This is a genomic window from Vibrio sp. B1ASS3, from assembly GCF_905175355.1.
GTDB lineage: Bacteria > Pseudomonadota > Gammaproteobacteria > Enterobacterales > Vibrionaceae > Vibrio > Vibrio owensii.
Map to the genome: position 1 here is coordinate 907,961 of NZ_HG992743.1, position 22,191 is coordinate 930,151.

The 22,191-nt window shown below is 43.6% G+C and carries 20 protein-coding genes and 1 pseudogene; 14 read left to right on the forward strand and 7 right to left on the reverse strand.

The annotated features are described in order from the left end of the window. Positions 1–7 precede the first annotated feature (7 nt). The 3 genes from KJB05_RS22535 to KJB05_RS22545 all read left to right on the forward strand — a co-directional run bounded on the left by KJB05_RS22535 (position 8) and on the right by KJB05_RS22545 (position 2,587). The gene (locus KJB05_RS22535) at positions 8–1,549 is read left to right on the forward strand and encodes a glutamate synthase-related protein (protein WP_208445915.1); all 1,542 of its coding nucleotides are present in this window, start codon (positions 8–10) and stop codon (positions 1,547–1,549) included. Positions 1,550–1,662: 113 nt separating this feature from the next. Next, positions 1,663–2,115: an antitoxin Xre/MbcA/ParS toxin-binding domain-containing protein gene (locus KJB05_RS22540; RefSeq protein ID WP_005426938.1), complete on the forward strand. Its 453-nt coding sequence runs from the start codon at positions 1,663–1,665 to the stop codon at positions 2,113–2,115. A gap of 1 nt (position 2,116) precedes the next feature. After that, on the forward strand, positions 2,117–2,587 hold the full coding sequence (locus KJB05_RS22545; protein ID WP_208445916.1) for an RES family NAD+ phosphorylase: 471 nt from the start codon (positions 2,117–2,119) through the stop codon (positions 2,585–2,587). Between the two features lie 47 nt (positions 2,588–2,634). Here KJB05_RS22545 and KJB05_RS22550 read toward each other — a convergent pair whose 3' ends face one another. Continuing rightward, positions 2,635–4,482 carry an acyltransferase family protein gene (locus KJB05_RS22550; RefSeq protein WP_208445930.1) on the reverse strand — a complete coding sequence of 616 codons (1,848 nt, stop codon included), beginning with the start codon at positions 4,480–4,482 and terminating at the stop codon, positions 2,635–2,637. Positions 4,483–4,737: 255 nt separating this feature from the next. Between KJB05_RS22550 and KJB05_RS22555 the strand changes: the two genes are divergently transcribed. Then, positions 4,738–5,013 (forward strand): nitrogenase-stabilizing/protective protein NifW, encoded by a 276-nt coding sequence (locus KJB05_RS22555; RefSeq protein WP_005441361.1) that lies wholly within the window; start codon positions 4,738–4,740, stop codon positions 5,011–5,013. 150 nt (positions 5,014–5,163) lie between these two features. Here the strand turns inward: KJB05_RS22555 and KJB05_RS22560 are convergent, their stop codons facing one another. Together KJB05_RS22560 and gloA are read right to left on the reverse strand one after the other, a co-directional pair. Continuing rightward, positions 5,164–6,264 (reverse strand): alkene reductase, encoded by a 1,101-nt coding sequence (locus tag KJB05_RS22560; RefSeq protein ID WP_050941227.1) that lies wholly within the window; start codon positions 6,262–6,264, stop codon positions 5,164–5,166. Positions 6,265–6,275: 11 nt separating this feature from the next. Continuing rightward, positions 6,276–6,662, reverse strand: coding sequence for a lactoylglutathione lyase (gene gloA, locus KJB05_RS22565; protein WP_010452114.1), 387 nt, complete (start codon positions 6,660–6,662; stop codon positions 6,276–6,278). A gap of 291 nt (positions 6,663–6,953) precedes the next feature. On the opposite strand from gloA, the gene KJB05_RS22570 reads away from it, so the two are divergent. From KJB05_RS22570 to KJB05_RS22585, 4 genes are all read left to right on the forward strand, one after another. After that, positions 6,954–7,445, forward strand: a complete 492-nt coding sequence (locus KJB05_RS22570) for a MazG-related protein (RefSeq protein ID WP_208445917.1) — start codon at positions 6,954–6,956, stop codon at positions 7,443–7,445. A gap of 111 nt (positions 7,446–7,556) precedes the next feature. Continuing rightward, positions 7,557–7,895 (forward strand): DUF3465 domain-containing protein, encoded by a 339-nt coding sequence (locus tag KJB05_RS22575; RefSeq protein WP_005441369.1) that lies wholly within the window; start codon positions 7,557–7,559, stop codon positions 7,893–7,895. After that, a complete protein-coding gene (locus KJB05_RS22580) occupies positions 7,892–8,413 on the forward strand; it encodes a GNAT family N-acetyltransferase (RefSeq protein ID WP_208445918.1) in 522 nt (173 codons plus the stop codon). Before KJB05_RS22575 ends, KJB05_RS22580 begins: the two co-directional genes overlap by 4 nt. 46 nt (positions 8,414–8,459) lie before the next feature. Continuing rightward, positions 8,460–8,897: a GNAT family N-acetyltransferase gene (locus tag KJB05_RS22585; RefSeq protein ID WP_208445919.1), complete on the forward strand. Its 438-nt coding sequence runs from the start codon at positions 8,460–8,462 to the stop codon at positions 8,895–8,897. A 96-nt stretch (positions 8,898–8,993) separates the two neighbouring features. On the opposite strand, the gene KJB05_RS22590 is transcribed toward KJB05_RS22585, so the two are convergent. The 4 genes from KJB05_RS22590 to KJB05_RS22605 all read right to left on the reverse strand — a co-directional run bounded on the left by KJB05_RS22590 (position 8,994) and on the right by KJB05_RS22605 (position 13,369). Further along, a complete protein-coding gene (locus KJB05_RS22590; RefSeq protein WP_009705290.1) occupies positions 8,994–9,173 on the reverse strand; it encodes a hypothetical protein in 180 nt (59 codons plus the stop codon). A 45-nt stretch (positions 9,174–9,218) separates the two neighbouring features. Next, positions 9,219–9,554 carry an Hpt domain-containing protein gene (locus KJB05_RS22595; protein ID WP_020196294.1) on the reverse strand — a complete coding sequence of 112 codons (336 nt, stop codon included), beginning with the start codon at positions 9,552–9,554 and terminating at the stop codon, positions 9,219–9,221. A gap of 3 nt (positions 9,555–9,557) precedes the next feature. After that, positions 9,558–11,102 (reverse strand): response regulator, encoded by a 1,545-nt coding sequence (locus KJB05_RS22600; RefSeq protein ID WP_208445920.1) that lies wholly within the window; start codon positions 11,100–11,102, stop codon positions 9,558–9,560. Between the two features lie 122 nt (positions 11,103–11,224). Beyond that, positions 11,225–13,369 carry a serine/threonine-protein kinase gene (locus tag KJB05_RS22605; protein ID WP_208445921.1) on the reverse strand — a complete coding sequence of 715 codons (2,145 nt, stop codon included), beginning with the start codon at positions 13,367–13,369 and terminating at the stop codon, positions 11,225–11,227. Between the two features lie 319 nt (positions 13,370–13,688). Here KJB05_RS22605 and tagH point away from each other — a divergent pair, with 319 nt between their 5' ends. The 6 genes and pseudogenes from tagH (at position 13,689) to tagF (ending at position 22,185) form a co-directional block, all read left to right on the forward strand. Further along, complete coding sequence (tagH, locus tag KJB05_RS22610; protein WP_208445922.1) at positions 13,689–14,858, forward strand: type VI secretion system-associated FHA domain protein TagH; 1,170 nt, start codon at positions 13,689–13,691, stop codon at positions 14,856–14,858. A 9-nt stretch (positions 14,859–14,867) separates the two neighbouring features. Beyond that, positions 14,868–15,322, forward strand: a pseudogene (tssJ, locus tag KJB05_RS22615) (type VI secretion system lipoprotein TssJ). A 20-nt stretch (positions 15,323–15,342) separates the two neighbouring features. Continuing rightward, a complete protein-coding gene (tssK, locus tag KJB05_RS22620) occupies positions 15,343–16,668 on the forward strand; it encodes a type VI secretion system baseplate subunit TssK (RefSeq protein ID WP_208445923.1) in 1,326 nt (441 codons plus the stop codon). 14 nt (positions 16,669–16,682) lie between these two features. Continuing rightward, the gene (tssL, locus tag KJB05_RS22625) at positions 16,683–17,975 is read left to right on the forward strand and encodes a type VI secretion system protein TssL, long form (protein WP_039985830.1); all 1,293 of its coding nucleotides are present in this window, start codon (positions 16,683–16,685) and stop codon (positions 17,973–17,975) included. Positions 17,976–17,989: 14 nt separating this feature from the next. Next, positions 17,990–21,508: a type VI secretion system membrane subunit TssM gene (gene tssM, locus KJB05_RS22630; protein ID WP_208445924.1), complete on the forward strand. Its 3,519-nt coding sequence runs from the start codon at positions 17,990–17,992 to the stop codon at positions 21,506–21,508. Continuing rightward, positions 21,490–22,185, forward strand: a complete 696-nt coding sequence (tagF, locus tag KJB05_RS22635) for a type VI secretion system-associated protein TagF (protein WP_208445925.1) — start codon at positions 21,490–21,492, stop codon at positions 22,183–22,185. The genes tssM and tagF overlap by 19 nt, the downstream gene beginning before the upstream one ends. The last annotated feature ends 6 nt before the right edge of the window (positions 22,186–22,191 follow it).

Sequence of the window (22,191 nt, forward strand, 5' to 3'; positions counted from 1 at the left end):
AAGCAAAATGAGCAAACCAGTAATAGCGGATAACAAACCCATCAAAGTTGAGCTTGTGCAAGGGCAAGAATATTACTTTTGTCGATGCGGGCGATCTAAGAACCAACCTTATTGTGATGGCTCCCATGCCGGAACCGATTTTAAACCCATGAGCTTTGTCGCTGAAAAGGATGAAGATGCGTATCTGTGCCAGTGTAAACACACCGCAAATGCGCCTTTCTGTGATGGGACGCATAAGCAGTTTACCTCTGAGCAAGTGGGACAAGAAGGTCCGGGTATCCAAGCCGGACATAACGAAATCCCAATTGCAGTGGCGACGCAAGAAGAACCCACAGTTGAGTTTATTCACCAATTGGCAAGAGAAGGGCTATCAAAGTTAGGGCATCATGGACCGATGACGGCGATGGGAGTGCCGAGAGACCAATTGCCACATTGGGATGAACTGCAAATGATGGTCGCACAAATGGCAACCAAACCTCTGATGGAGGATGTGCTAGTCAAAACTGAATTGGTAATTGGTCCCAAAGCGAAGAAGCCGTTAGTGCTCAAAATTCCGTTGTTTGTCTCTGACATGAGCTTTGGCGCGTTATCAGAAGAAGCCAAAATCTCACTCGCGAAAGGTGCGGAGTTAGCCGGAACCGGAATCTGCTCCGGAGAAGGTGGCATGTTACCAGAAGAACAAGCGGCGAACTCCCGTTATTTCTATGAACTAGCGAGTGCGCAATTTGGTTACGACGAATCTAAGTTGCTCAATGTTCAAGCCTTCCACTTCAAAGGTGGGCAGGGAGCAAAAACAGGGACTGGTGGTCATTTACCAGCCAATAAAAATGTGGGTAAAATATCGCAAGTGCGTGGCATTCCCGAAGGGCAATCTGCGATTTCACCACCGACGTTTAAAGATCTGCATACCGCAGAAGATTTCAAAAAGTTTGCAGATCGGGTACGTGAAGTGACAGGTGGTATCCCGATAGGCTTCAAGCTCAGTGCAAACCATATCGAAGAAGATATTCAATTCGCACTCGATGCCAGTGCGGACTACATCATTTTGGATGGTCGTGGAGGTGGCACGGGCGCAGCGCCTGCTATGTTCCGTGATCACATCAGCGTGCCAACCATTCCAGCTCTCGCTAGAGCAAGACGCTACCTGGATGCACAAGGTGTGAGTGACCGTGTCACGTTGATTGTCACGGGTGGACTGCGTGTTCCAATGGACTTTGTAAAAGCGATGGCGCTCGGTGCAGATGGCGTTGCGATTTCTAACAGTGCGATGCAGTCGATAGGTTGTGTAGCCGCGAGAATGTGTAATACAAACAATTGTCCAGCAGGCATTGCGACACAAAAAGCCGACTTAAGACAGCGGTTGAATGTGGATAAAGCCTCGGTTCAATTGAAGAACTTCTTTGAAGCCTCGGTTGAGTTGATGCAAGTGATGGCAAGAGCGTGTGGACACGATGATCTCAGCAAGTTCAATCAACACGACCTCGCCACTTGGAATCGCGATATGGCGTTGCTTTCTGGGGTGAAATACGCAGGCGTAGACAAGCCTTAATGTTTCTCTTGCTCTGATTCGTGCCTGTTTTACTGTGGCTGCATTTTGTACGATTGATAATTGAGCTCATATGGACCATAATATTAAGACCATTTGGTCTATAGGAGCTCAGTATGGCAACAGCAACATTAAAAAGCTTTAAACCGAAGCTGCCTCATAAGGCAAACTTTTGGTTTATGCTGGGCATTGAAGATGCCGAAACCGGCCGTACCGATGCGGTGCATAAAGGCTTTGAGCCAAAGGTATACCGTAATATCGTCGAGCGTGTGAAGCTTTCTCAAAGCGAATTCCAACACGTCACATTGATCCCGGTGAGCACTATCAAACGTCGACTCAAAAACGAAGAGCGCTTCAACACGCAAGAGAGTGATGCCATCTATCGTTTAGCGATGCTACTTAAGCTAGCAACAGAACTGTTTGATGATGAAGAACGCGCACTAGGTTGGATGCGAGAGAATGTTTATGGTTTGGGTGGAAAGCGCCCACTAGACATGGTTTCAACCACGGTTGATTTTGAAATCGTCAAAGATTTAATTGGACGACTAGAGCACGGGGTATTCTCGTAATATGAAGCTCTATCGACTGACTCAAAAGAAGTTCTCTGAGTCTCCATTTAGCCCAATCGGTGCTAAGCTGTACGGCGGGCGATGGAACTCCAAAGGAACCGAAGCACTGTATTTTTCTCAGTCCGAATCTCTTTGCTCGTTAGAAGTTTTCGTTCATGTAAACAACGATCCGGCGATCACCAAGCTTTACGATTTGTATCGTATCGAAATGCCAGAGTACTTAATTGCTGCACTGGATGACGAAGACTTGCCGGTCACTTGGCGCTCCATTCCTGCTAGTGAATCCACACAATACATTGGCGACCAGTTTCTCAACGATCCACATCCTGAGTTCGCTGCACTGCAAGTACCTTCGACAATTTCTCCTCGTGACAACAACTACGTCGTCAATCCAAATCATCCCAAGATGAAAGATATCCTGAAGAAAGCAGAGAAGCTTGATTTTGCTTTTGACCCACGAATCTTCAAATAAAAAAGCTCAGCGTTTGGGTTAGCGCTGAGCTTTCTTTTGTCATTGGGTTAATGCTGAACAGTCAGCTGTTGATTGTCACTCAACCCCTTCTGATAGCTACTCAATACAATTTCTGCGCCTTTGTAAGAGAGGTGGCTTGCATCGGTGTACATGGCATTGTTGCTGCCCACTTTCATTGCGCATTTGCCCCGTTGGCAGATGTAGTTAGTAAGGTCGACAAACTCGACATGTTCAAATTGGTCAAAGTACGTTGCCAGCGTCGCTACATGATGCGGGTGTGACTGCTTCGGCGAAAAGTCACATTCATTGCCTTTGTTGTCACCAAATAATTGCGCTTTCCATAAGCATTCGCCAATAGCATGCGGTGCAGAAGGTGTCGGACCAAAGACAACGATTTCTCTGTCTTCTAACTCGTTCAATAGATGGGTGAGCGAAGCTTGGTAGTCTTGCTTAGAGAGCTCTTTATTGAAGTTAGAAGAAATCACCACGCGTCGAATTGAAGGCGTATTCTGAATGGTTTCTACTGCATCGGTGAAGAAGCTTCGACACGATAGATTATTGACTCCTGCAATCATGTCGACATAACCCACCGCACAAGAATCTTGCGTAAGCTGGACAACTCCCGTTGGTGTGTCATTTGAGAGCTGCTGAACAAAGACCATGCTGTGGCTGTTACCCAATACTGCGACAGTAGGCTCAGAAGATGAAGAGCAGGTGTCATTGATGCTGGTGTTACCGTTACATGCAATGCCGTAGCCATTGTTTACACGCATGGCTTCAAAAAAAGCGCTACGGTCGGGAAAGCCTCCGTTTTTATGACCGACGACACCAAAAGCAAGCAGCGGCAGGGTGACTAACACAAGTGAGGCTGCAAGTGTGCTCATGCCGATTTTCTTGCGACTTCGGAAAGGCTTTTCAACAAAGCGCCAAGTTAGATAAGAAAAGGCAAATAGAGCGACAAGATAAAACGCGAGGCTGAACTCTTGTCCGGCAGTAAGTACGTAGCGATAAAAAACCAGCAACGGAATGTGCCATAAATAGAGGCTGTAACTGATCAACCCAACAAAAACCACCGATTTGAGACTTAAAGCTTTACCCAGCGTGTTGTCTTTGGATGAGAACAAGATAATAAGCGCGGTGCCAATCACAGGGATTAACAGCATGAGCCCAGCGCCATCTTTTGATTTATCAAACAACAAAGCAGAGGCGAGAACTAGCGTTAAACCAATCATTGCTAAGGTGTTGTTGGGTTTGATGACGGTTTTGCGCATCACTAGGGCAATCAGAGAGCCCGCCGCCAGTTCCCACGCACGAGAGAAAATCATGTAAAAGGCGAAATCCGGATCACCACTGGCGTACCAAATAGTCATCAGGCTTAGTGCAAACACCGCAATGAAAAAGGTCAGGTAAGACATGAGCTTGCCACGTGCCAGAAGCATAAGCAGAAGAGGGATTACAATGTAGTATTGTTCTTCTACACCTAAGCTCCAAGTATGAAAGAGCGGATTGGCTTGTTCTTCCAGCCCAAAATAATTGTGCCCTTTGAGGTAAAGCAAAACATTAGAAGCGGACAGAATGGAAGACACAGAAAACTCGCCCACCTCTTTGTGTGCATGTGGAAGGAACAACCACCAAGAGAGTAGGTAACATACTGCAATAACCAGCAGCAGTAAGGGCAGAATCCTACGAATACGGCGCTCGTAGAAATCAGCAAGGCTGAATTGGTTCTTATCCAAATCGTTTATCACAATTGTGGTAATTAAATAGCCACTGATCACGAAGAACACGTCTACGCCAATAAAGCCACCAGCGAACGCTTCGATGTCTGCGTGGAAGAAGATCACCAATATGACGGCAATCGCTCTTAATCCATCTATTTCTGCTCGGTAAGTCATCATCATCTCTCCCTAGTCAACAAACTCACTAACGCAAAATGCGCACCAAGAATTAGACTGATAAAATCAGTGAGTTAAAAACCATTCTGAAGATGAGAAGAGTTTTGCAGGGTGACTTCTTATATTGATTTTCATTTTGAAAATTTAAAACTCCGCGGTTTCTAGCAAAATGACGTGCTACGGATGTAAATCAAAGAACGGTTGAATGGAAGTTTTTATACTCGGAGCTAAGTGAACAAACTCAGAAACGAGGCTATGAGCCAAAACGATATTCAAGCCAAGATTGCTAGCTTTACTTGTATCGAAGAAGCTTTGGATTACTTCGATATTGGTTTTGACAGCCGCTTTATTGATAAACACAGAGTGGAGTTAGTGAAGCGCTTCAATGGCTATTTGATTCTGACTAAGCCTGAAGATTGGTTTGCGGCTCGCCGTGCATTAAAGAACGCATACTGCAAAGTGCAGCGAAGTTTGTTGGATAAAACCACACGCTCGGCTTGTCGTGGTTGCACTTCTTGTCAGCGTCGTTAGAACGCCTTTCAATACCCAAACCATAATGTCAGGCAACACTGGGCGCTAAAAAAAGAAACCCCGCAGATGCATTCAAACTCATCTGCGGGGTTTTTGTCTATTCAACTTGCCTATTTAACTAATTAAGCTGAACTAAGCTAGCTCAACGATTTAGTTTGCTTGATAAGTTGGGTAATCCAACAGACCTTTTTCGTTACCACCAAACAGCGTCGCAGGATCGTGAGCCGCTAGCGGGTAATCGTTCTTGATACGGTTCGGTAGGTCAGGGTTCGCGATGAACGGACGACCAAAGCCAACCATATCTGCCAAGCCACTTTCTAGAGCTTCAGCCGCTTTCTCTGTGTTGTAGCGACCAGCATAGATGATGGTGCCTTTATAAGCTTCACGAACAGCTGTTTTGAACTCAGCAGGCGTATCTGGTGCGTCATCCCAGTCTACTTCTGCAATGTGCATGTAAACAACGTTTAGCTTATCAAGCAGTGCCGCAGCAGCTGTGTAAGTTTCTACTGGAGTTTTATCTACAGTACCATTTAGTGACGTAAACGGAGCAAGACGAACACCAACGCGCTCAGCACCAATCGCTTGAGTCATCGCTTCAACCACTTCACCCAAGAAACGTAGACGGTTTTCAACTGAACCACCGTATTCATCTGTGCGGTTGTTTGCTTCAGAATCGATAAACTGGTTTACAAGATAGCCGTTCGCTGCGTGCAGCTCGATGCCATCAAAACCAGCTTCAATCGCATTCAATGCCGCTTGACGGTACTCTTCGATAACCACTTTAATGTCTTCTTTCGTCATCTCACGTGGTTCTACCACGTCAACAAAACCAGGCTCATCCGTGCCGTTATCGATAAACACTTTCACGTTTTCTGCTTTTAGTGCAGAAGAAGAAATTGGTTGCTCACCACCGATGTTGTCAGGGTGAGTTACACGGCCTACGTGCCAAAGCTGAGCGAAGATCGCTCCGCCTTTTGCATGTACAGCGTCAGTGACTTTTTTCCAACCTGCGATTTGTTCTTGGCTGTAAATACCCGGAGTCCAAGCGTAACCTTGACCCATAGGTGAAATCTGTGTGCCTTCTGCAACAATCAAACCCGCAGATGCGCGCTGTGCGTAGTACTCAGCCATCATGTCGTTTGCAACGTTGCCAGGTTGGCTTGCACGAGAGCGAGTCATTGGTGGCATAACGATACGGTTCTGAAGCGTTAGAGAACCAAGTTGCACAGGTTGAAATAATGTATCTTTCATGACTAACCTCGTTATTTGCTTGTTTGAATCAATTCGATTTGGTAACCGTCAGGGTCTTTAATGAATGCGATATGCGTTTCACCGCCTTTCATTGGACCTGGTTCACGAGTGACATTGCCACCAAGTGCTTTGATTTTGTCGCATGCAGCGTAAATATCTTCACAACCCAATGCCATGTGACCGAACGCATTACCTAGGTCATAGCTATCTGTGTCCCAGTTGTAAGTCAGTTCAATCGTCGCGCTGCCTGGTTGGTCTGCGTTACCGACAAACACGAGTGTGTAGCGGTATTCTGTGTTTTCGAAGCGATCAAGCTCGCTCATACCAAGAACTTTGGTGTAAAACTCGATAGACTTATCTAGGTCAGCCACGCGGATCATAGTGTGAAGAAATTTCATATTTAACCTTCTTATCTCGGCTTGTGAGGCGATGTCGGAGTGACAAAGGCATTTCAACAAGCAACGTTGTTGAAGCTAAAGATAAAGGCATTTCATGCAAACATGAAATTATCATTGATTATTGTTTGTATAATATTTTGTTATCGAGATCGTAGGGTATTTGATCATTTTGGTGGCTCATTAATCGAAGTAAAAGCGCGAGGCACTTTAACCTTTTATTTTTAATATAAATTACTTACAGTAATTGATTATTGGATTGAATGCATACTAATGAAAACAAAAGGACAGCGGATGAATGAATCAGTGTATCGTGCAATGTCTTGGCTGAAAGGAATACTGGATAAGCAAGATATTCGTTACCAGATTGTCGGAGGTTTCGCCGCCCACCTTCACGGTGGTTCTCGGCCTATTGCTGACATTGACCTCTATATAGAAAAAGAGGATGTACATGCGCTTCTACCGTTCTTTCAACCTTTTGTAAGTAAACCGCTTAAACACTACTGTGAAGAAGGGTGGGACTTAGAATACCTTCAACTGATTTATGAAAACCAGAAAATCGAAATTGGATTGACTCCGGGGACGAAGATTTTCAGCACCTCAAACCAGCAATGGGTATTGCTTGATATTAATTTGGCCGAATCCGTACAGCGCGATTTTCATGGGCTCACTTTGCCTGTCATCAATGCGAGTTCTCTCGTTGAGTACAAACGAATCCTCAATCGAGAAGTCGATCAAATCGATATCAAAGAGCTAGAAGAAATCCAACAAGCGGGTGGTGCTTAATCAAAAACTCAAACCAGAATTTAGAGAAATACAAGGCAACAAACTATGAAGAAAAGTAAGTTTCTATTGGCATTAATACTCGGCAGTTTGGCTGTAATACCGAGTGTATCAATGGCGAATGACCAAGTATTGAAGCAAGCTTATCAGTCGCAGCAAAGCGATGTACAAGTTCGAGGTTCTGGTGTAGTCATTCGTGTGTTACGAGATGATAACGTTGGCTCGAAACATCAAAAATTCATCCTTAAGTTAGAGTCCCGCCAAACGCTTTTGGTTGCTCACAATATTGACTTGGCTCCAAGAGTTGCGAATCTGAACGTTGGCGACCGTATTGAATTTAATGGTGAATATGAATGGAATTCAAAAGGTGGTGTTTTGCACTGGACGCACCACGATCCACAAGGACGCCATGAAGGTGGTTGGTTGAAACATAACGGTCGAACGTACCAATGAACATTGTTCCAGAGCTAGATTTAAGCCCAGCCGAGCATCTAGCCATCAAGCATTTGCGAAATGCCGCATTTCCCGAGCATCAGTCAGACCGATCTTATTACAAGCAGTTACCTCATTATCGTGCTCTTGAGTTTCAAGGTACAAAGCTGATTGGTTATATGGGGCTGGACTATCGAGTTATGAACTTGAATGAAGAGCCAATCAAAGTCTTGGGGATCATCGATTTATGCGTTGATACTGATTTCCAAGGGAAAGGGCTCGCTTCAACAATGCTTACTCGTGTTACAGAGTATGCCCAAGACAAAGACGTTGATTTCATCATTCTTGTGGCTGACGATCCTTCGCTTTATCTAAAAAACGGATTTCAGTGTTTAGAGGTAGAGGCGACTTGGATGAGAGTGCACGAACACAAAAATTATGGCGTCGCAGAAGAAAGGCTTAATGACCTTTATGTGAAACCATTGCGTGGTCAAATAGTGACAAAGGGTGCACTCGATTGGTTGGGGTATATGTACTAACCATCATAGAAAATATCGAATTAGACATGATTAAGGAAAGGATGCCATGAATATCTCTCTGAGAGAGGTTACGAAACAAAACTATGAACTCGTCTGCGACTTAGACGTAACGAAACCACAAGAAGAATTTGTAGCATGCAACATGTGGTCGCTGGTGGAGTCTTTCTACAATAAAGGCCATGTAGTTCGTGCAATCTATCTAGACGAGGAAGCCGTTGGTTTTTTCATGTGGGTTCATGAAGCAAGTGATAAAGTTTCTATTTGGCGTTTTATGGTCGATGCCAAACACCAAAACAAAGGGATAGGGCGAGTTGCATTAAAACTGGCAATAGAAGAAATCAAACAAGCGCCCAATCTCAAACAAATCGAGATCTGTTACAACCCGACTAATCCAGTCGCTAAGCCTTTCTACAGTCAGTTTGGTTTTGAAGAAGTTGGTATGGATGAAGATGGTGAAGATATGTTGGCAATCATCGAACTCTAACGCAGATACCATGAAAAAGGGGTCAGCACAGCTAACCCCTCTGATTCAGAATTTGAAAAACCGTAGTGGTCGCGTCTAGCTCCCTCTATCGGTCTTTCATTTTGCGTTTGTTACAGCAAGCAATAATTCGAGCTCTTCAGGTGTCAGTAAGTCTTTGTTTTTTAGGACTTCACTTTCTTCTAAAGAAAGCCGCGTCTGGCTTATTAAGTATTTTTTTTGAGTTGGCGTCAGATCCTTAAGCGAATCTATCAACTCTTTAAAATTTGTGTTGTTCATAGCCTAGCATTTCCAATTAACGTAATAATTTTTATTGTTTTGTCACTAATCCATGTTAGATAAGTAATCAGTTATCTGTTGGTTTATCGTAACCAACTCTTTATTAACTATAGCCAGATCCCCGCTATCTGGTGCGATATTATCTCTTGTGTGCTCCTCTATATTGTTAAGTGCTGATACTGCCGACTCCTCTCCAAAGCTTGAAAGGATGCCTTTTAAACTGTGTGACAATAGGAACAACTCAGGCCAATTTTGGTCTTGGTTAAGTTGATTAATACGCTCCAATCCATCTTCGTAGTCTTCCATATAGGTTGAGAAAACAGCAAAGATAATATCGACATCATTGTCCATATAAGTATTGAGTACTTCGAAATTGATCATTGCTCATCTCCACTGTGTGGCTTGTAGGTTAAAAGGGGTTGGCAACTGGGACGAGTAAGAGCCGGATAGGTAATCTTTGAGCCAGTTAGACCAATTGGGTGGTAAAGGACGCTGAGAAAGAAACTCAATGCTCTCGTCCAATATAATATCTGTGGCATCAATGCTGTTATCAGAGAGTTTTTTGAGACGCATTTCAGTTGAGAACGGGTACCTATCTCTCAAGCGTTTGTCGTCGTTGTCTCCTTGAGCGCATTGCTTCATCGGCACTCCAGACTTTGCTGCGAGTAGTGCCAGTAAGCTCTGTTTAATTGCGAATTCACCGAAGAAATCCATCAATGGAATCGCTTGTTTCAGCAAGGGTAACGGGGTTTTATTTGGTGTTGCATAGTAATAGCTGAGAGACTTCATCAGTTTTCTGTGCGCGTATTCTGGTCGCGCTTCAAGCAACAACAACTTGCATTGCATCATTTGCTTGAAGGCCGCTAAATCGACTTGCTGATTTCGGTTCAGTTGTTTCTCCGCCAGTAAGCAAAATTCATTCAGTTTTATAAGCACTTTTTTCTTCTCGTTGGCGCTCGAAAGCGTCTTGAAGTGCTCACTGATCAAATCAACATACGAATTCATTGCAGATAACCAGAGCGTATCAGTTGAAGAGACATTCGAGGCATACAGATACCCAACCTCGTATAGTCTTTCTATCTGTCCAAGCTTAGACACTATTCGAGAAACAGTGACCATACGTGCGCTACTGCTTGTTGTAAGCTCAAACGCTCGGTTTGCCAGAATGGACGCATTATTGTGCTGGCCAAGTGTTTCGTATAAACCAACGAGATTATCAATTGCTCTCAAACAAAGAGGGTTATGCGTGACATAATTTGCTAGTACGTCCACCGCTTCCCTGATCTTTCCTTGTTTATGTAGCAGAAAGGCTTCGGCGCAGATCCGGCTCGCGTGTTCTTTGTCATTGCAGAAGGGAAGAAAGTTCTCAAGCACATCAAACTGCTGAGTCTCGACCAAGGTATCGATAAGCAGTGATTCCACACAAACGCTCGTCGCATACTTTTTATGTAGGCGTGCTACTTCAGCGAGAGTTAGAGCACTACATTTACCCAGTGATTGACGTACTTCCGTAAGGTTATGCTGCTCTTGTAATGCAGCAAGCATCTTGTTCTTCAACGCTTTGGTTTGAAGTGGTTTGGTAAGAAGGTGTCTTACTCGGCCAGAGAGGGCAGTTAGTACCGTTTCCTGCGTTGCATCACCAGATATCATAAGAACCGCAGTGGTGTCAGAGATTAACTTGGCTCGGCTCATCAAATTGATCAAATCAAGCCCAGTCAATTTAGTCGACAAGTGATAGTCCATTACAATAAATGAGTAAAAGCGTGTTTTCACCGCGTTCAATGCTTCTTGCGCGCTATTCACACAAGTGATGTTTGCCAATTTTGCCCCGAGCGAAACCAGTTGATGCTTGATCAACGTCGCTGATGTGGAGCAGTCATCAATGACTAAAATGCTGATGTTATCGACTTCGATCTTCCCTGCGGTCAAACTTCTACCTATTTATACGGATTAGCACACTCTAAAATAAAGTTAGTCATCAGTTTGCATAAAGGCAAGTGGTTTTTGCGACAAAGAAGGGGCGATATGCCCCTCATCAACTTTTGTAGTCATTAACTCTGTTCTGCGTCACTTTCTAACCGTTTTAATAGCTCGTTCGCCTTTTTCATTGCACGCCTTGCACTCTTGGATTTTCGTTTATTCAGCAAGATATCGGAAAACTGAAGGTATTTATCAGCAGTTTGAAACCTAAGGTCGTTAATGTCTTGGAAACCTGGCGGAAAGTTCTCGGCAAACACATCAATGTCTTTTACTAACTTATCGAGATTTACTGTCGTGCGAGCCTGTTTTAGGCGGTAGTACAGTCCTTCAAACTCTTCTTGATAGAGAAGTCGAGCGGCATCCGAGGGGAAAGCAAGTGGGGTAGTGCTGTCTTTGGCTGTCTCATACAACTTCATTTCCAACACGGCATCTTTCATCGCATTGCTGAAAGCCAAGTTTTCTTGATGTTCTTCAGATTCGGAAAAGAACGTATTTCCAACCCTAATCAAGGTAACCAAAGCGGCAGCATCTCTCAGTTGAAGTGCGTCATTCAAATGCTGCCCAAATACTTCACTAGCCAGAGAGCTTGGTGTGAATGGGTATTCTTGGTGGATCTCTTGCAGCTCTTTCTTGAGATCATAGATCGATTTCTCACCTTCAACCTGAGCATAAACAGATTTTTCTAAGTGGCTGTTTATCTGACGTGCAATCGCAAGAAGCGTTGAATGTTTACTTGATTGAATATCCAATGCCAACACTTCAATTTTGTGTGAGTCAGGGTAGTAAACCTTTGCCTGTTGCAAGATAGATTCAATTTGGTCGTAATTTGGGTAAGTGGTGACATCGGAATTCAGTACATCATCAATTTTCGACTCAAACTCGCCCAAGAGGTGAGGCTTATACAGGCGTAGGAAACCAGCCTCAATCACAGGATGTAGCCCTTGTTTGTCATCTATTAACGCTTTTGTGTCTTCTGGTAATGTATTTAGTAACTGTTCGGCCAACTCGATCGTTTGCTCTTTCTCTGCCAGTGCTAGGTTTAGTTTGGAGATCGTACCTTGTTGCTGTTGATAGAACATGCCAAGTGCCGCCAATAAAGCGACACTAGTGGCAATACCAGAGTACAAAGGCCAACGGTTTGTATTGAGTCGCGCTTTTATGTCAACACAGTTCAAGCCTTGAGGCACGATTCCTGTCGCAAAAGCATTAGCGAATAGACTCCACTTTGAGAAGGGTAAATTAGTTGGCTTCCTCACTTTAATACCTTTCTTCAACGCTTCGTCGACAGGGGTACGGCCATAAGGATGCTTGCAGCTTAAAAGTTCAAAAGTGATACAGAAGAAGGCAAAAAGGTCGTCACTGAATTTAGGCTCTTTACCCGACAAAATGTCTAGTGACGCATAATTTGGTGTATAGCCAAGTGTGTCTGTATCTTGGGACTTCCGCTTAGCGGCGTATTGGTCATGTTTTAATTGCTGAGTTTTTGATACACCAAAATCTAACAGTTTCACTTTTCCCTCAGACGTGAGGATGACGTTGGCAGGTTTTAAATCGGCATGAACGACGCCGAGTGAATGCGCATACGACAACGCGTCCAGCGTTTGATTAAGAATCGATAGGGCAGCGTTGTATCTTAACCCGTCCGGTCGAGAGCGTTGAATTAGCCCTTCCAAAGTTTCACCATCAACGTACTCCATAACAAGGAAATAAATGTCGCCATCAACACCGAAGTCGTAAACGCGGATAATATTCGGGTGGCTTAATTTCTGAGTTTGTTGTGCTTCACGAATCAGCATGCGTGCGGTCTCAGGCTGCGAGGCATACTCATTCTGGAGAACTTTAAGTGCGACATATGGAGTATCAGAACCGGACGATTCGAGGATCTTGTCTTTCGCTAAAAAGACGTCACACAAACCACCATGACCAATTAAAGACTCGATTTCATACCGGTTTTTGATTGTCTCACCGAGTAAAGAATCAGGACCCTTTTTATGAGCGCTGTTCTCGAAGTTAGAGTGAGGGTTACCCACTGGTGGAATAGTGTTTTGATTATGAGACACTTTTGTATTTGTCTCATTATTATTTTGGGCTGAGCCTTCATTATTTATATTGCCCATCTTGTCGTTTGTATTTTCTCTTTTTTGAGTCTTTACAATTTTTGTTTTATCACCATTTGAATCTTTATTTATAGAATTGTTTTTACTTTGGTCGTCCATCACGAGGCTCCATATAAAATGATGGTGTGAATATATAATTCATCAACTAATGAAAAATAGTTAAATGTTGATTTCTCGGTAAAGCTAACATCGGTTTTTTGACGAATGAAAAATTTAGCGTCAAAAATTTGAACCTCGTTGTATATTTTGTTCTGGGTAATAATCCTCGATTGCTTTGCTGTAAATTTAATTCATTATTCACGTTCGTGAAATCTAATTATTATTTGATTGGGCATTATTAACTTTAGTGTTAATAAGATGTCGCCTAACTATTAAGAACTAAATTTATATATTAAGCAGTTCCTTTGGCGAGGTTTACATGACGTTGGTTTTAACCATTACGAGCTTTCATAAGTTCACACCAGAGATAGACAACGAATTCATTTTTGACGCGACAGGCGAGCATGAGAAAGTCAGTTTTGGTCGCTCAGAACAGTGTGATTGGACGTTGCCAGACCCTGAAAGAGTCATTTCAGGTAAGCATGGAGAGTTGATCAAGTTTGGTGACAAATATTTGATTAAAGACCTCTCCACTAATGGCACTTTTGTAAACAACGCAGTCAGCCCTGTTGGTCAAGGAAATGAATTAGCACTGAATCATGGTGATGTAGTGACCCTCGGCGATTATCAAATTCAAGTCAACCTTGAAGAGCGTCGAATTGACGACTCTTTAAATGAGGCTAATAAAATCAATGAATTAGGTGAGGAAGTGGCTATTGAAAACTTGGCTCACGACAACTTTGGTTTGAATGCCTCAGATCTATTAAAAGAGAGCGTTTCTTCCGAGTTTCAACTAGATATCGGTCTCATGGATGACTTTTTAGATGCACCTACATCTCACTCTCAAGATGACCGAGAAGAAGAAAAACTACCTTCTCATACTCCAATCTCACATGAGTTCGATGAGAAAAATGCACAGGCTTTTATTAGAGGTTTAGGTATCAATCCTAATATGGTCCCAGATGAAGGCAGTGAGCAATGGTTTGAGCAGTTAGGTCAATCGTTTTCCCTGATGCTATTAGGCTTAATGGAAACATTACACAATCGTGCTGAGTTTAAACAAAATAATCGTTTGAATCATACGGCGTTTAGAAAATCTGAAAACAACCCGTTAAAGTTCTCGGCTAATTTAGAAGACGCAATTCATAATTTATATAATCGTCAATCGGCAAGTTTTATGCGCGCTGATATTGCGATAAAAGAGGCGTTCTTTGATATTGAAAATCATGAGCGTGCCTTAATGAAAGGTGTCGAAGGTACTGTATCAAGTGTTATGTCATTAGTAGAGCCAGCAACGATTTATTCTGATGCGATGTCCAATGATAGTGTCTTAAATAAATTAATTCCGGCGAGAAAATATGCATGCAGTTGGAAAAAATTTGAAGGTATTCATCATCAATTGACAGATGAAGTTATAAATAAAGAATCGCCATTTTATTTAGAAGATTTTGCAAAGCATTATGAAAGCGCGCTAAAAACTAAAATTTAAGGGATGATGATGAAATCGATAATGAAAACTCTAGTTCTACTTTTTACTGCACTGCTTACGGGCTGCTCCGCTGCAAACCTTGTGGTTGCCCCTTACGCTGATTTAGAGCTAGCTGCAAAACATAACATCAACCCTGATTCAATGGTAGACCTTCCCCAGTCGTAATTTATGTGTTTGAGCTCACTTCTTCGACGGTGTTTGAAAGCCAAGATTTCTTTTCAATATATGAAAACTACGACACGGTTTTGGGGCCAGATTTAGTGAACAAGTATGAGATATCGCTAACGCCTGGCCAAGAAGAGGTTTATCACGCAAGTATGTCTGCTAAGACGAAATATCTTGGCTTAGTTGCTGCATTTCGAGATATAGAAAACTCAAATTGGCGACAGGTGATTAAGGTTGATCAAACTGGGTACAACACCTACCAAATTCAACTAGACGATTTGTCTTTGTTCGTTAACTAATCTTGATTGGCGATAAAATCATGACACATTACTCCCGCACAGCATGGTGTGAGGGGATGTTTTTACGTCCTCAACATTTTCAGCAAAGCGAACGTGCGATTGAACAAGAATTCAAGGGGCTAAATCGCTTTCAACACCCCTATAATTGGGGCGTTTACAAAGTCCGTGTTAACTCAAACAGTCTTAAAGAAGGGCTGGTGGAAGTTGAGAGTATAGACGCAATTCTGCCTGATATGACGGTCGTCCAACTACAGAATACGAGCGCTGAGCTCAGCCCTTTGAGCATTGAAAAAGGTACGCAAGACACGCTCGTTAAGCTAACCGTGCCGGCGAAGAGCTTGAAAGAGAAAATGGTCGCTGATGTTAGCGAAGGCTTGGTGTCGCGATATTTGTTGAAAGATATTGATGTTATTGATGTTCAGACAGGTCAAGACGAAGAGTGTATTCAAGTCGCATCATTGAACATGGCGTTGAAAGCGAATAATGAAAAGCTTTCTGGTTTTGTTGAATTGCCCATTCTAAAAGTTAAAGGGGTAACAAGTGAAGGCGTCGTTATCTTGGATGATGAATTCACGCCACCGAACCTAAATGCGCTTAATGATCAAGCCATGATGAACTGTCTTAAAAACGTCTCCGCAATGACTAAGATTCGTGCAGATGTTGTATCTCAACGCCTGCTTCAAGGAAAGATGGCTTCTGCATCAGCGGTGGACTTCATCATGCTACAAATGCTAAACCGATATGAGATGGTTCTTAAGCACCTAGGAAAATTAGATCAAATTCATCCGCTCGAGCTTATTACTTTATTGAAGGGCTACGTCGGCGAACTCTCGACATTTTCAAGCAAGACGAAACGTATCCCTGCGTTGTCTGATTATGATCATATAAACCTGACTCCTGTTGTTCAGGAACTTAACCAAGTGTTAAGCCAATATTTAAGCGTTGTACTCGACCAGACCGCTAATAAGTTACCGTTAGAGGCTCGCCAACTCGGTATACACGTCACACCATTACCAGACAAGCGACTACTTGATTCCAGTCAGTTCGTATTGGCTGTTAAGGCTGATACGAGCACCGAAGAGATTAGACGATTGGTACCTACGCAACTTAAGTTTGGGCCAGCAGAACAAATTCGTGACCTCATTAACAACCAGATCAATGGCATCAATGTTGCGCCACTCAATGTCGTTCCGAGGCAGATTCCTTATCAAACCGGGTACGTCTATTTTGAAGTCATCAAAAAAGGACCTTTCTGGAATAGGCTAAAAGAGAGTGGAGGCATCGCTCTACAGTTATCTGGCCAATTTCCAAATGCAGATATTGAGCTTTGGAGCATTAACCAATAACGGGTGACGTCACTATGGAACAGACAATTATTAAGCCAACGCCAGGCGGAAGGCCAGTAAGCGCTAAAGTATCTCAGCCACAATCGGCAGACAGTACCGTGGTGATTTCAAAAAGCACCGAGGTTGTGAACAATGACACGGTAGTCGCCTTTGGCACTAACCCAATACTGGCGGAAGCTAATGGCATCCTTTCTATCATTGGTCAGATAAGAGCAACGGCGATGCACTCTGATGTGTTCTTTTTAAAAGAAACGTTAGCGCAGAAATTAAGAGATTACGAGAATCGACTACGACAGAAAAACATTAACTTAGAAACGATAGATACGGCACGTTACTGTTTGTGTTGTGCTATTGATGAAGCGGTATTGAATACAAATTGGGGTAGCCAATCAGCTTGGAGTCACGATTCATTATTAACGTCGTTTTATTCTAGCAGCCAAGGTGGTGAGGCATTTTATCAACACCTTGAGAAATGTATCTCTTCTCCTGAGTCTCATATAGATCTTCTTGAGTTAATGTATGTTTGCTTGTCCTTGGGCTTTGTCGGTCAATATCGATTAGAGAAGAACGGACTCGAAGCGCATCGTCGTTTGAGAAAGCAGGTGATGGCGACGCTCAAAAATCATGGTCGAGGTCTGCAACAAGGCTTGAATGATAATGTTGAAGCCCGTCTTCTTAATGGTGCGCAAATCTCTGAACGAGCGCCTTTATGGGTTGTTTGCTCAGTCACACTTGCTTTGTTGGTGTGTATTTTTATGTACTTTAGTTATGACCTAAACAAAGCCTCCAACCAAACCTTTACCAACTTAATCAACTTGATCGCTCCGGCACAAGTCGAGTCAACGGCTCAAACTGATTCTCAAGTTACCGATATTGCTGAACGTGTTTCCATGTATCTCGCGACAGAAATAAGTAAAGGTTTAGTCACGGTCGACGCGCTTCCAGATCGAGTTCGAATCTCCATCAAAGCTCAAGATCTCTTTGAGTCTGGAAGTGCCGAGGTTGTTGAATACATTCAGCCCGTGATATCCAAATTGGCTCGAACCTTAGAGGCGACAGAAGGGAAAATCTTGGTCGCAGGACATACCGATGACAAGCCAATTTTTACCAGCAAATATCCTTCTAACTGGCACCTCTCTTTGGCTAGAGCCACCGCGATGTCTGAGCAGTTAATCGCGAATAGTGCGTTAGAAGGACGTGTGTTGCCTGAGGGGTTAGGGGATGCGAGGCCGTTGGTAGATAACACTAGCGACGAGAACCGAGCGCTTAATCGCCGTATCGAAATTGATCTAATGGTTGCGAACTAAGGAAAGTGAGATAAATGAGTATCCGAGAAGTAGGCAAAATCTTTACTCAACGCTGGTTTATCGGCTTAGTTGGTGTCGCAGCTTGTTCAATCTTTATATGGGCTGTTGGGCCCCTAATTACCGTCGCAGGTTATGAACCGTTAAAGACGGATTTTCAACGTCTCGTCAGTATTTTAGTGTTGGTTTTCGTTTGGGGGATCTTCAATCTTACGAAACAACACAAGCAAAAAGTAAAAGAAGACGAGAGTATTCAGACTTTGTTAGAAGTTGACTCTCAATCGGATAAAGAAGCCGCTTCTGAAATCAATGTCTTGCAAGATAGGATTGAAAAGGCAATTAAACTCGTGACTAAAACGCATAAAGGGAAACGCAGCCTTTATGAATTGCCTTGGTACGTTTTGATTGGTCCTCCTGGTACGGGTAAAACAACTGTTCTCAAGCAGTCTGGATTGGAATTTCCTTTGGCTGAGTCAATGGGTACAGATTCGGTCGCTGGGGTTGGTGGCACTCGACATTGCGATTGGTGGTTCGCGAACAAAGCGGTGTTAATTGATACTGCAGGGCGCTACACCACGCAAGACAGTCAGGAAAAGGTCGACTCAAAAGCTTGGCATGGGTTCCTTGGATTACTTAAAAAGTACCGAACCCAGAGGCCAATCAATGGCGCTATCGTGACGGTGAGTTTGGCCAGCATGATGTCGCAGACTCGCACTGAGCGCAGCTTGCACGCAAGAGCAATTAAGGCTCGTTTACAAGAGTTGAAAAATCAATTGGGCATGCAATTTCCAATCTACGTACTGCTTACTAAGATGGACCTCGTCGCAGGGTTCAATGAGTTTTTTTCTGACTTGAGTAAAGAAGAGCGAGACGATCTCTTTGGTTTTATGTTCCCTCAAGATTGCGAGGATGAGAAAGGCGTTATTTCTCTTTTTAATAAAGAGTTTCATCACCTATTAGAACGTCTTGATGCTCGAATGTTGAGGATTCTTGAAACTGAAGATGATCTTGATAAGCGTGCGCTTATCTTTGAGTTTCCAAAACAACTGCGTGTACTGCAGGCCAATTTAGACGAGTTTCTAACCGATATTTTTGCTCAAAACAGCTTTGAAGAACCGACTCTCATCCGTGGTGTGTTTATGGTGAGTTCAGTTCAAGAAGGGATCCCTGTTAGCCGTTTAATGAATGAGTCCACAAGTGGGTTGGGGCTTGGCAAGCTTGGGCTATCAATGAGCAGTCGAAGTTCTGATAGTTATTTTGTCAAAAACCTGTTTGATCGTGTGATTTTCAAAGAGCAATTGCTTGGTACTGTGAATCGTCATTATCAAAAACAGTCTAGTTGGCTTCATCGAGGCGTTTATATCGGATGTGCAGTAGCACTGGCCGGTGCCACGGGCGTTTGGTTCACCAGTTACCAGTGGAACGTGAACCTTATTAATCAAACCAATAAGCAGACTGACCATATCAACGCAATGATAGGCGCGGATAGCTTGGACTTTGATTCAGATATTATCAGTGCAATAGAAACGCTTGATCGCATCATGATGTTACCGCTCGGTAAACAAAGCGATTATGAAGACGAAACGGCGATCAAAAAGTTTGGCCTATATCAAGGGGATAAGGTCTCTCAAGCGGCGAACAACGCTTATACCTCTGCGTTAAATAAGCACTTTGCCCCTATGGTACTTAAGAGTCTTGTCTCTGAAATGGAAGGGAACCAAGAGCATCGTCAATATCTATACGAAACACTCAAAACTTATTTGATGCTGTTTAACCCAAATAAATATCAGCAAGAGGAAGTTCTGAGTTGGTTTGGTTTCTACTATGAACGTCATTACCCAGGTGTACTTAATGAGGTGCTAAGAGAGCGCTTAATGACGCACACTCGAAACTTGCTGGACAGCAATGAGCGAGGGCTTTCTTACGACGAATCATCGGTAGCGGAGGCTCGAGAAGTCTTAACGCAAATGTCTTTGCCGGAACGTGCTTACCAACGTATGAAGTTGCAGTTTGCGAAAAGCCATGTGCCTTCATTTAGGTTGACTGACGTTCTAGGACCGAAAGGTTTAGATCAGTTCGAACGAAACAGTGGTAAGCCACTATCGCAAGGTATTTCCGGTTTTTACACTTACAACGGATTCCATAGCATTTTTCAAATTCAAATTAACCGCACGGTAAAAAGTTTGATGGAGGAAAACTGGGTCTATGGGGACGATTTAAAAGCGCATGAGATTGACCATGCAAGCGCTATTCGAGGTGTACAAGAGCGCTATTACCAAGATTATATCAATGAGTGGAAAAACCTGATTGAAGACATCCAGCTTAAACAGGCGCCAAGTTTAGAGTTGGCTTCCGCTCAGGCGAGGGTGCTCTCTGGTGTCGAAAGGCCAATTGAATCACTACTGCGTGCGATTCAAAAAGAAGTGGGCTTAACGAAAGTGGCTTTGTCAGAAAACCAAAAAGCCGCCTCTGAGGTTGCGGGAAATGTAGCAAAGGTGAAGTTTTCAAATACGGCTGACAAGCTCGATCTGTATTTACCTGAGGAAAATGCATTTAACGTAGCCTTGCCCGGGAAAGAAGTGGAGCAACACTTTACTGAAATTCTACGTTTGGATGAGCAAGATTTTGACGACATTCAGCAAGCAATGGTTAATCTGCGTTCTTACTTGTCTGATCTATCAAGCTCGGGGAACAATCAAAAAATTGCTTACAAGAGTATCCTGGATGGAACGGTTACCCAAGATGTAGCAGCTTCTTTTGAGCGGGCGCGAGAGTTGCTACCAAAGCCATTTAATCAATGGTTAGGTAAGTTGTCTCAAGAGTCAGTGAAATTTGCTGAGAGTGGTTCTAAAGACCACCTAAACCAGCTGTGGCAAACGCAAGTAGTAAAACCGTATCGTCGCTCTATCGCAGGACGTTATCCCTTTGTTTCAAATGCGGCCAAGGAAGTGCGACTTAAAGATTTTAAACGTTTCTTCGGCTACGGCGGAACGATGGACTCTTTCTTTAAAGAGTATCTTGAACCATTTGTGGACACCTCCTCTAGACGCTGGAAACTTGAGAAAGAAATTGGTGTGAGACCTGAAACATTAGCGGTGTTTCAACAAGCAAAGCGCATTAGACAAACGTTCTTTGAATCTGATAACTCGCTGAGAGTGGAGTTTGGAATGAAGCCAGTCTATCTAGACCAACACATCACTCGCTTTGTATTTGAGTTAGGTGAACAAGACCTCGTTTATAAACATGGCCCAGCACGTGCTAAATCGTTGAGTTGGCCTGCAGGTCAAGATCAAACCCGAATCGTATTTACGCCGCCGGAATCAAAGCGAGAAATTGCCCATACATATGAGGGTGAATGGGGCATCTTTAGATTGCTAGACCAATCACTTAAAGCACGTCCGGAGTCACGGAAAGACAACATCGTGATGATTGATCTCAATGGTAATAAAGTTCAGTTGGAGCTGATCCCTTCGAGCACGGTAAACCCATTCTGGTCAAATGAAATGGAGAGGTTCCGATGTCCACAAACGCTTTAACTTCTTCTTGGGGATACATAGGAAAAATGCCGGCTAAAGGGGATTTCGTTAAAGACGGTTTGTCCCAAGAATTTACTGGTCGTTGGCACGACTGGCAGCAAGCAGTGATCGCCGTTAGCCGTGAGCAATTGGGAGAAAGCTGGAGTGAGTATTTTTTGACTGCTCCTATCTGGCATTTTGCGCTCGATGTTTCTTACATGGAAGACGCCACTTATATCGGCAGTGTCATTCCGAGTGTGGATTCGTCAGGTCGTTATTTCTTTTTTACGGTGGCGCGCGCAGTACAGGGACCTGCGGTGAACTACTGGCAACAGAGTGACTGGACACAGCATAGTCAGGACCTTGCAGTTGCCGTATTGAGTGATGAATTTGTTTTCGATGCGTGGGCACAAGGACTGACAGACTCTGACAATCTACCAACCGAAGAAGCAGACGTAAGCCAAGTTCCAACGATGGTTTATGAAAGTGAACTTTCCGCCATTTATCAGCATTCGTCGCAGCTATCAGTGAGCAACCTTTTGAATCGAATGATTGGTAAGGGTTACAAAACGCCTTGCTTTTGGTGGACAGACGGCTCGGACAACATCGAACCGTGCATGTTGGTGACATCTGGCTTGCCCTCGATAGGACAATATTCAGCAATGCTAGACGGCAATTGGCAAAAGTGGAACTGGTAGGAAGCG

Coding starts and splice junctions, on each gene's coding strand:
- KJB05_RS22535 (WP_208445915.1), top strand. CDS start 8: ATGAGCAAACCAGTAATAGCGGATAACAAACCCATCAAAGTTGAGCTT.
- KJB05_RS22540 (WP_005426938.1), top strand. CDS start 1,663: ATGGCAACAGCAACATTAAAAAGCTTTAAACCGAAGCTGCCTCATAAG.
- KJB05_RS22545 (WP_208445916.1), top strand. CDS start 2,117: ATGAAGCTCTATCGACTGACTCAAAAGAAGTTCTCTGAGTCTCCATTT.
- KJB05_RS22550 (WP_208445930.1), bottom strand. CDS start 4,482: ATGACTTACCGAGCAGAAATAGATGGATTAAGAGCGATTGCCGTCATA.
- KJB05_RS22555 (WP_005441361.1), top strand. CDS start 4,738: ATGAGCCAAAACGATATTCAAGCCAAGATTGCTAGCTTTACTTGTATC.
- KJB05_RS22560 (WP_050941227.1), bottom strand. CDS start 6,264: ATGAAAGATACATTATTTCAACCTGTGCAACTTGGTTCTCTAACGCTT.
- gloA (WP_010452114.1), bottom strand. CDS start 6,662: ATGAAATTTCTTCACACTATGATCCGCGTGGCTGACCTAGATAAGTCT.
- KJB05_RS22570 (WP_208445917.1), top strand. CDS start 6,954: ATGAATGAATCAGTGTATCGTGCAATGTCTTGGCTGAAAGGAATACTG.
- KJB05_RS22575 (WP_005441369.1), top strand. CDS start 7,557: ATGGCGAATGACCAAGTATTGAAGCAAGCTTATCAGTCGCAGCAAAGC.
- KJB05_RS22580 (WP_208445918.1), top strand. CDS start 7,892: ATGAACATTGTTCCAGAGCTAGATTTAAGCCCAGCCGAGCATCTAGCC.
- KJB05_RS22585 (WP_208445919.1), top strand. CDS start 8,460: ATGAATATCTCTCTGAGAGAGGTTACGAAACAAAACTATGAACTCGTC.
- KJB05_RS22590 (WP_009705290.1), bottom strand. CDS start 9,173: ATGAACAACACAAATTTTAAAGAGTTGATAGATTCGCTTAAGGATCTG.
- KJB05_RS22595 (WP_020196294.1), bottom strand. CDS start 9,554: ATGATCAATTTCGAAGTACTCAATACTTATATGGACAATGATGTCGAT.
- KJB05_RS22605 (WP_208445921.1), bottom strand. CDS start 13,369: ATGGACGACCAAAGTAAAAACAATTCTATAAATAAAGATTCAAATGGT.
- tagH (WP_208445922.1), top strand. CDS start 13,689: ATGACGTTGGTTTTAACCATTACGAGCTTTCATAAGTTCACACCAGAG.
- tssK (WP_208445923.1), top strand. CDS start 15,343: ATGACACATTACTCCCGCACAGCATGGTGTGAGGGGATGTTTTTACGT.
- tssL (WP_039985830.1), top strand. CDS start 16,683: ATGGAACAGACAATTATTAAGCCAACGCCAGGCGGAAGGCCAGTAAGC.
- tssM (WP_208445924.1), top strand. CDS start 17,990: ATGAGTATCCGAGAAGTAGGCAAAATCTTTACTCAACGCTGGTTTATC.
- tagF (WP_208445925.1), top strand. CDS start 21,490: ATGTCCACAAACGCTTTAACTTCTTCTTGGGGATACATAGGAAAAATG.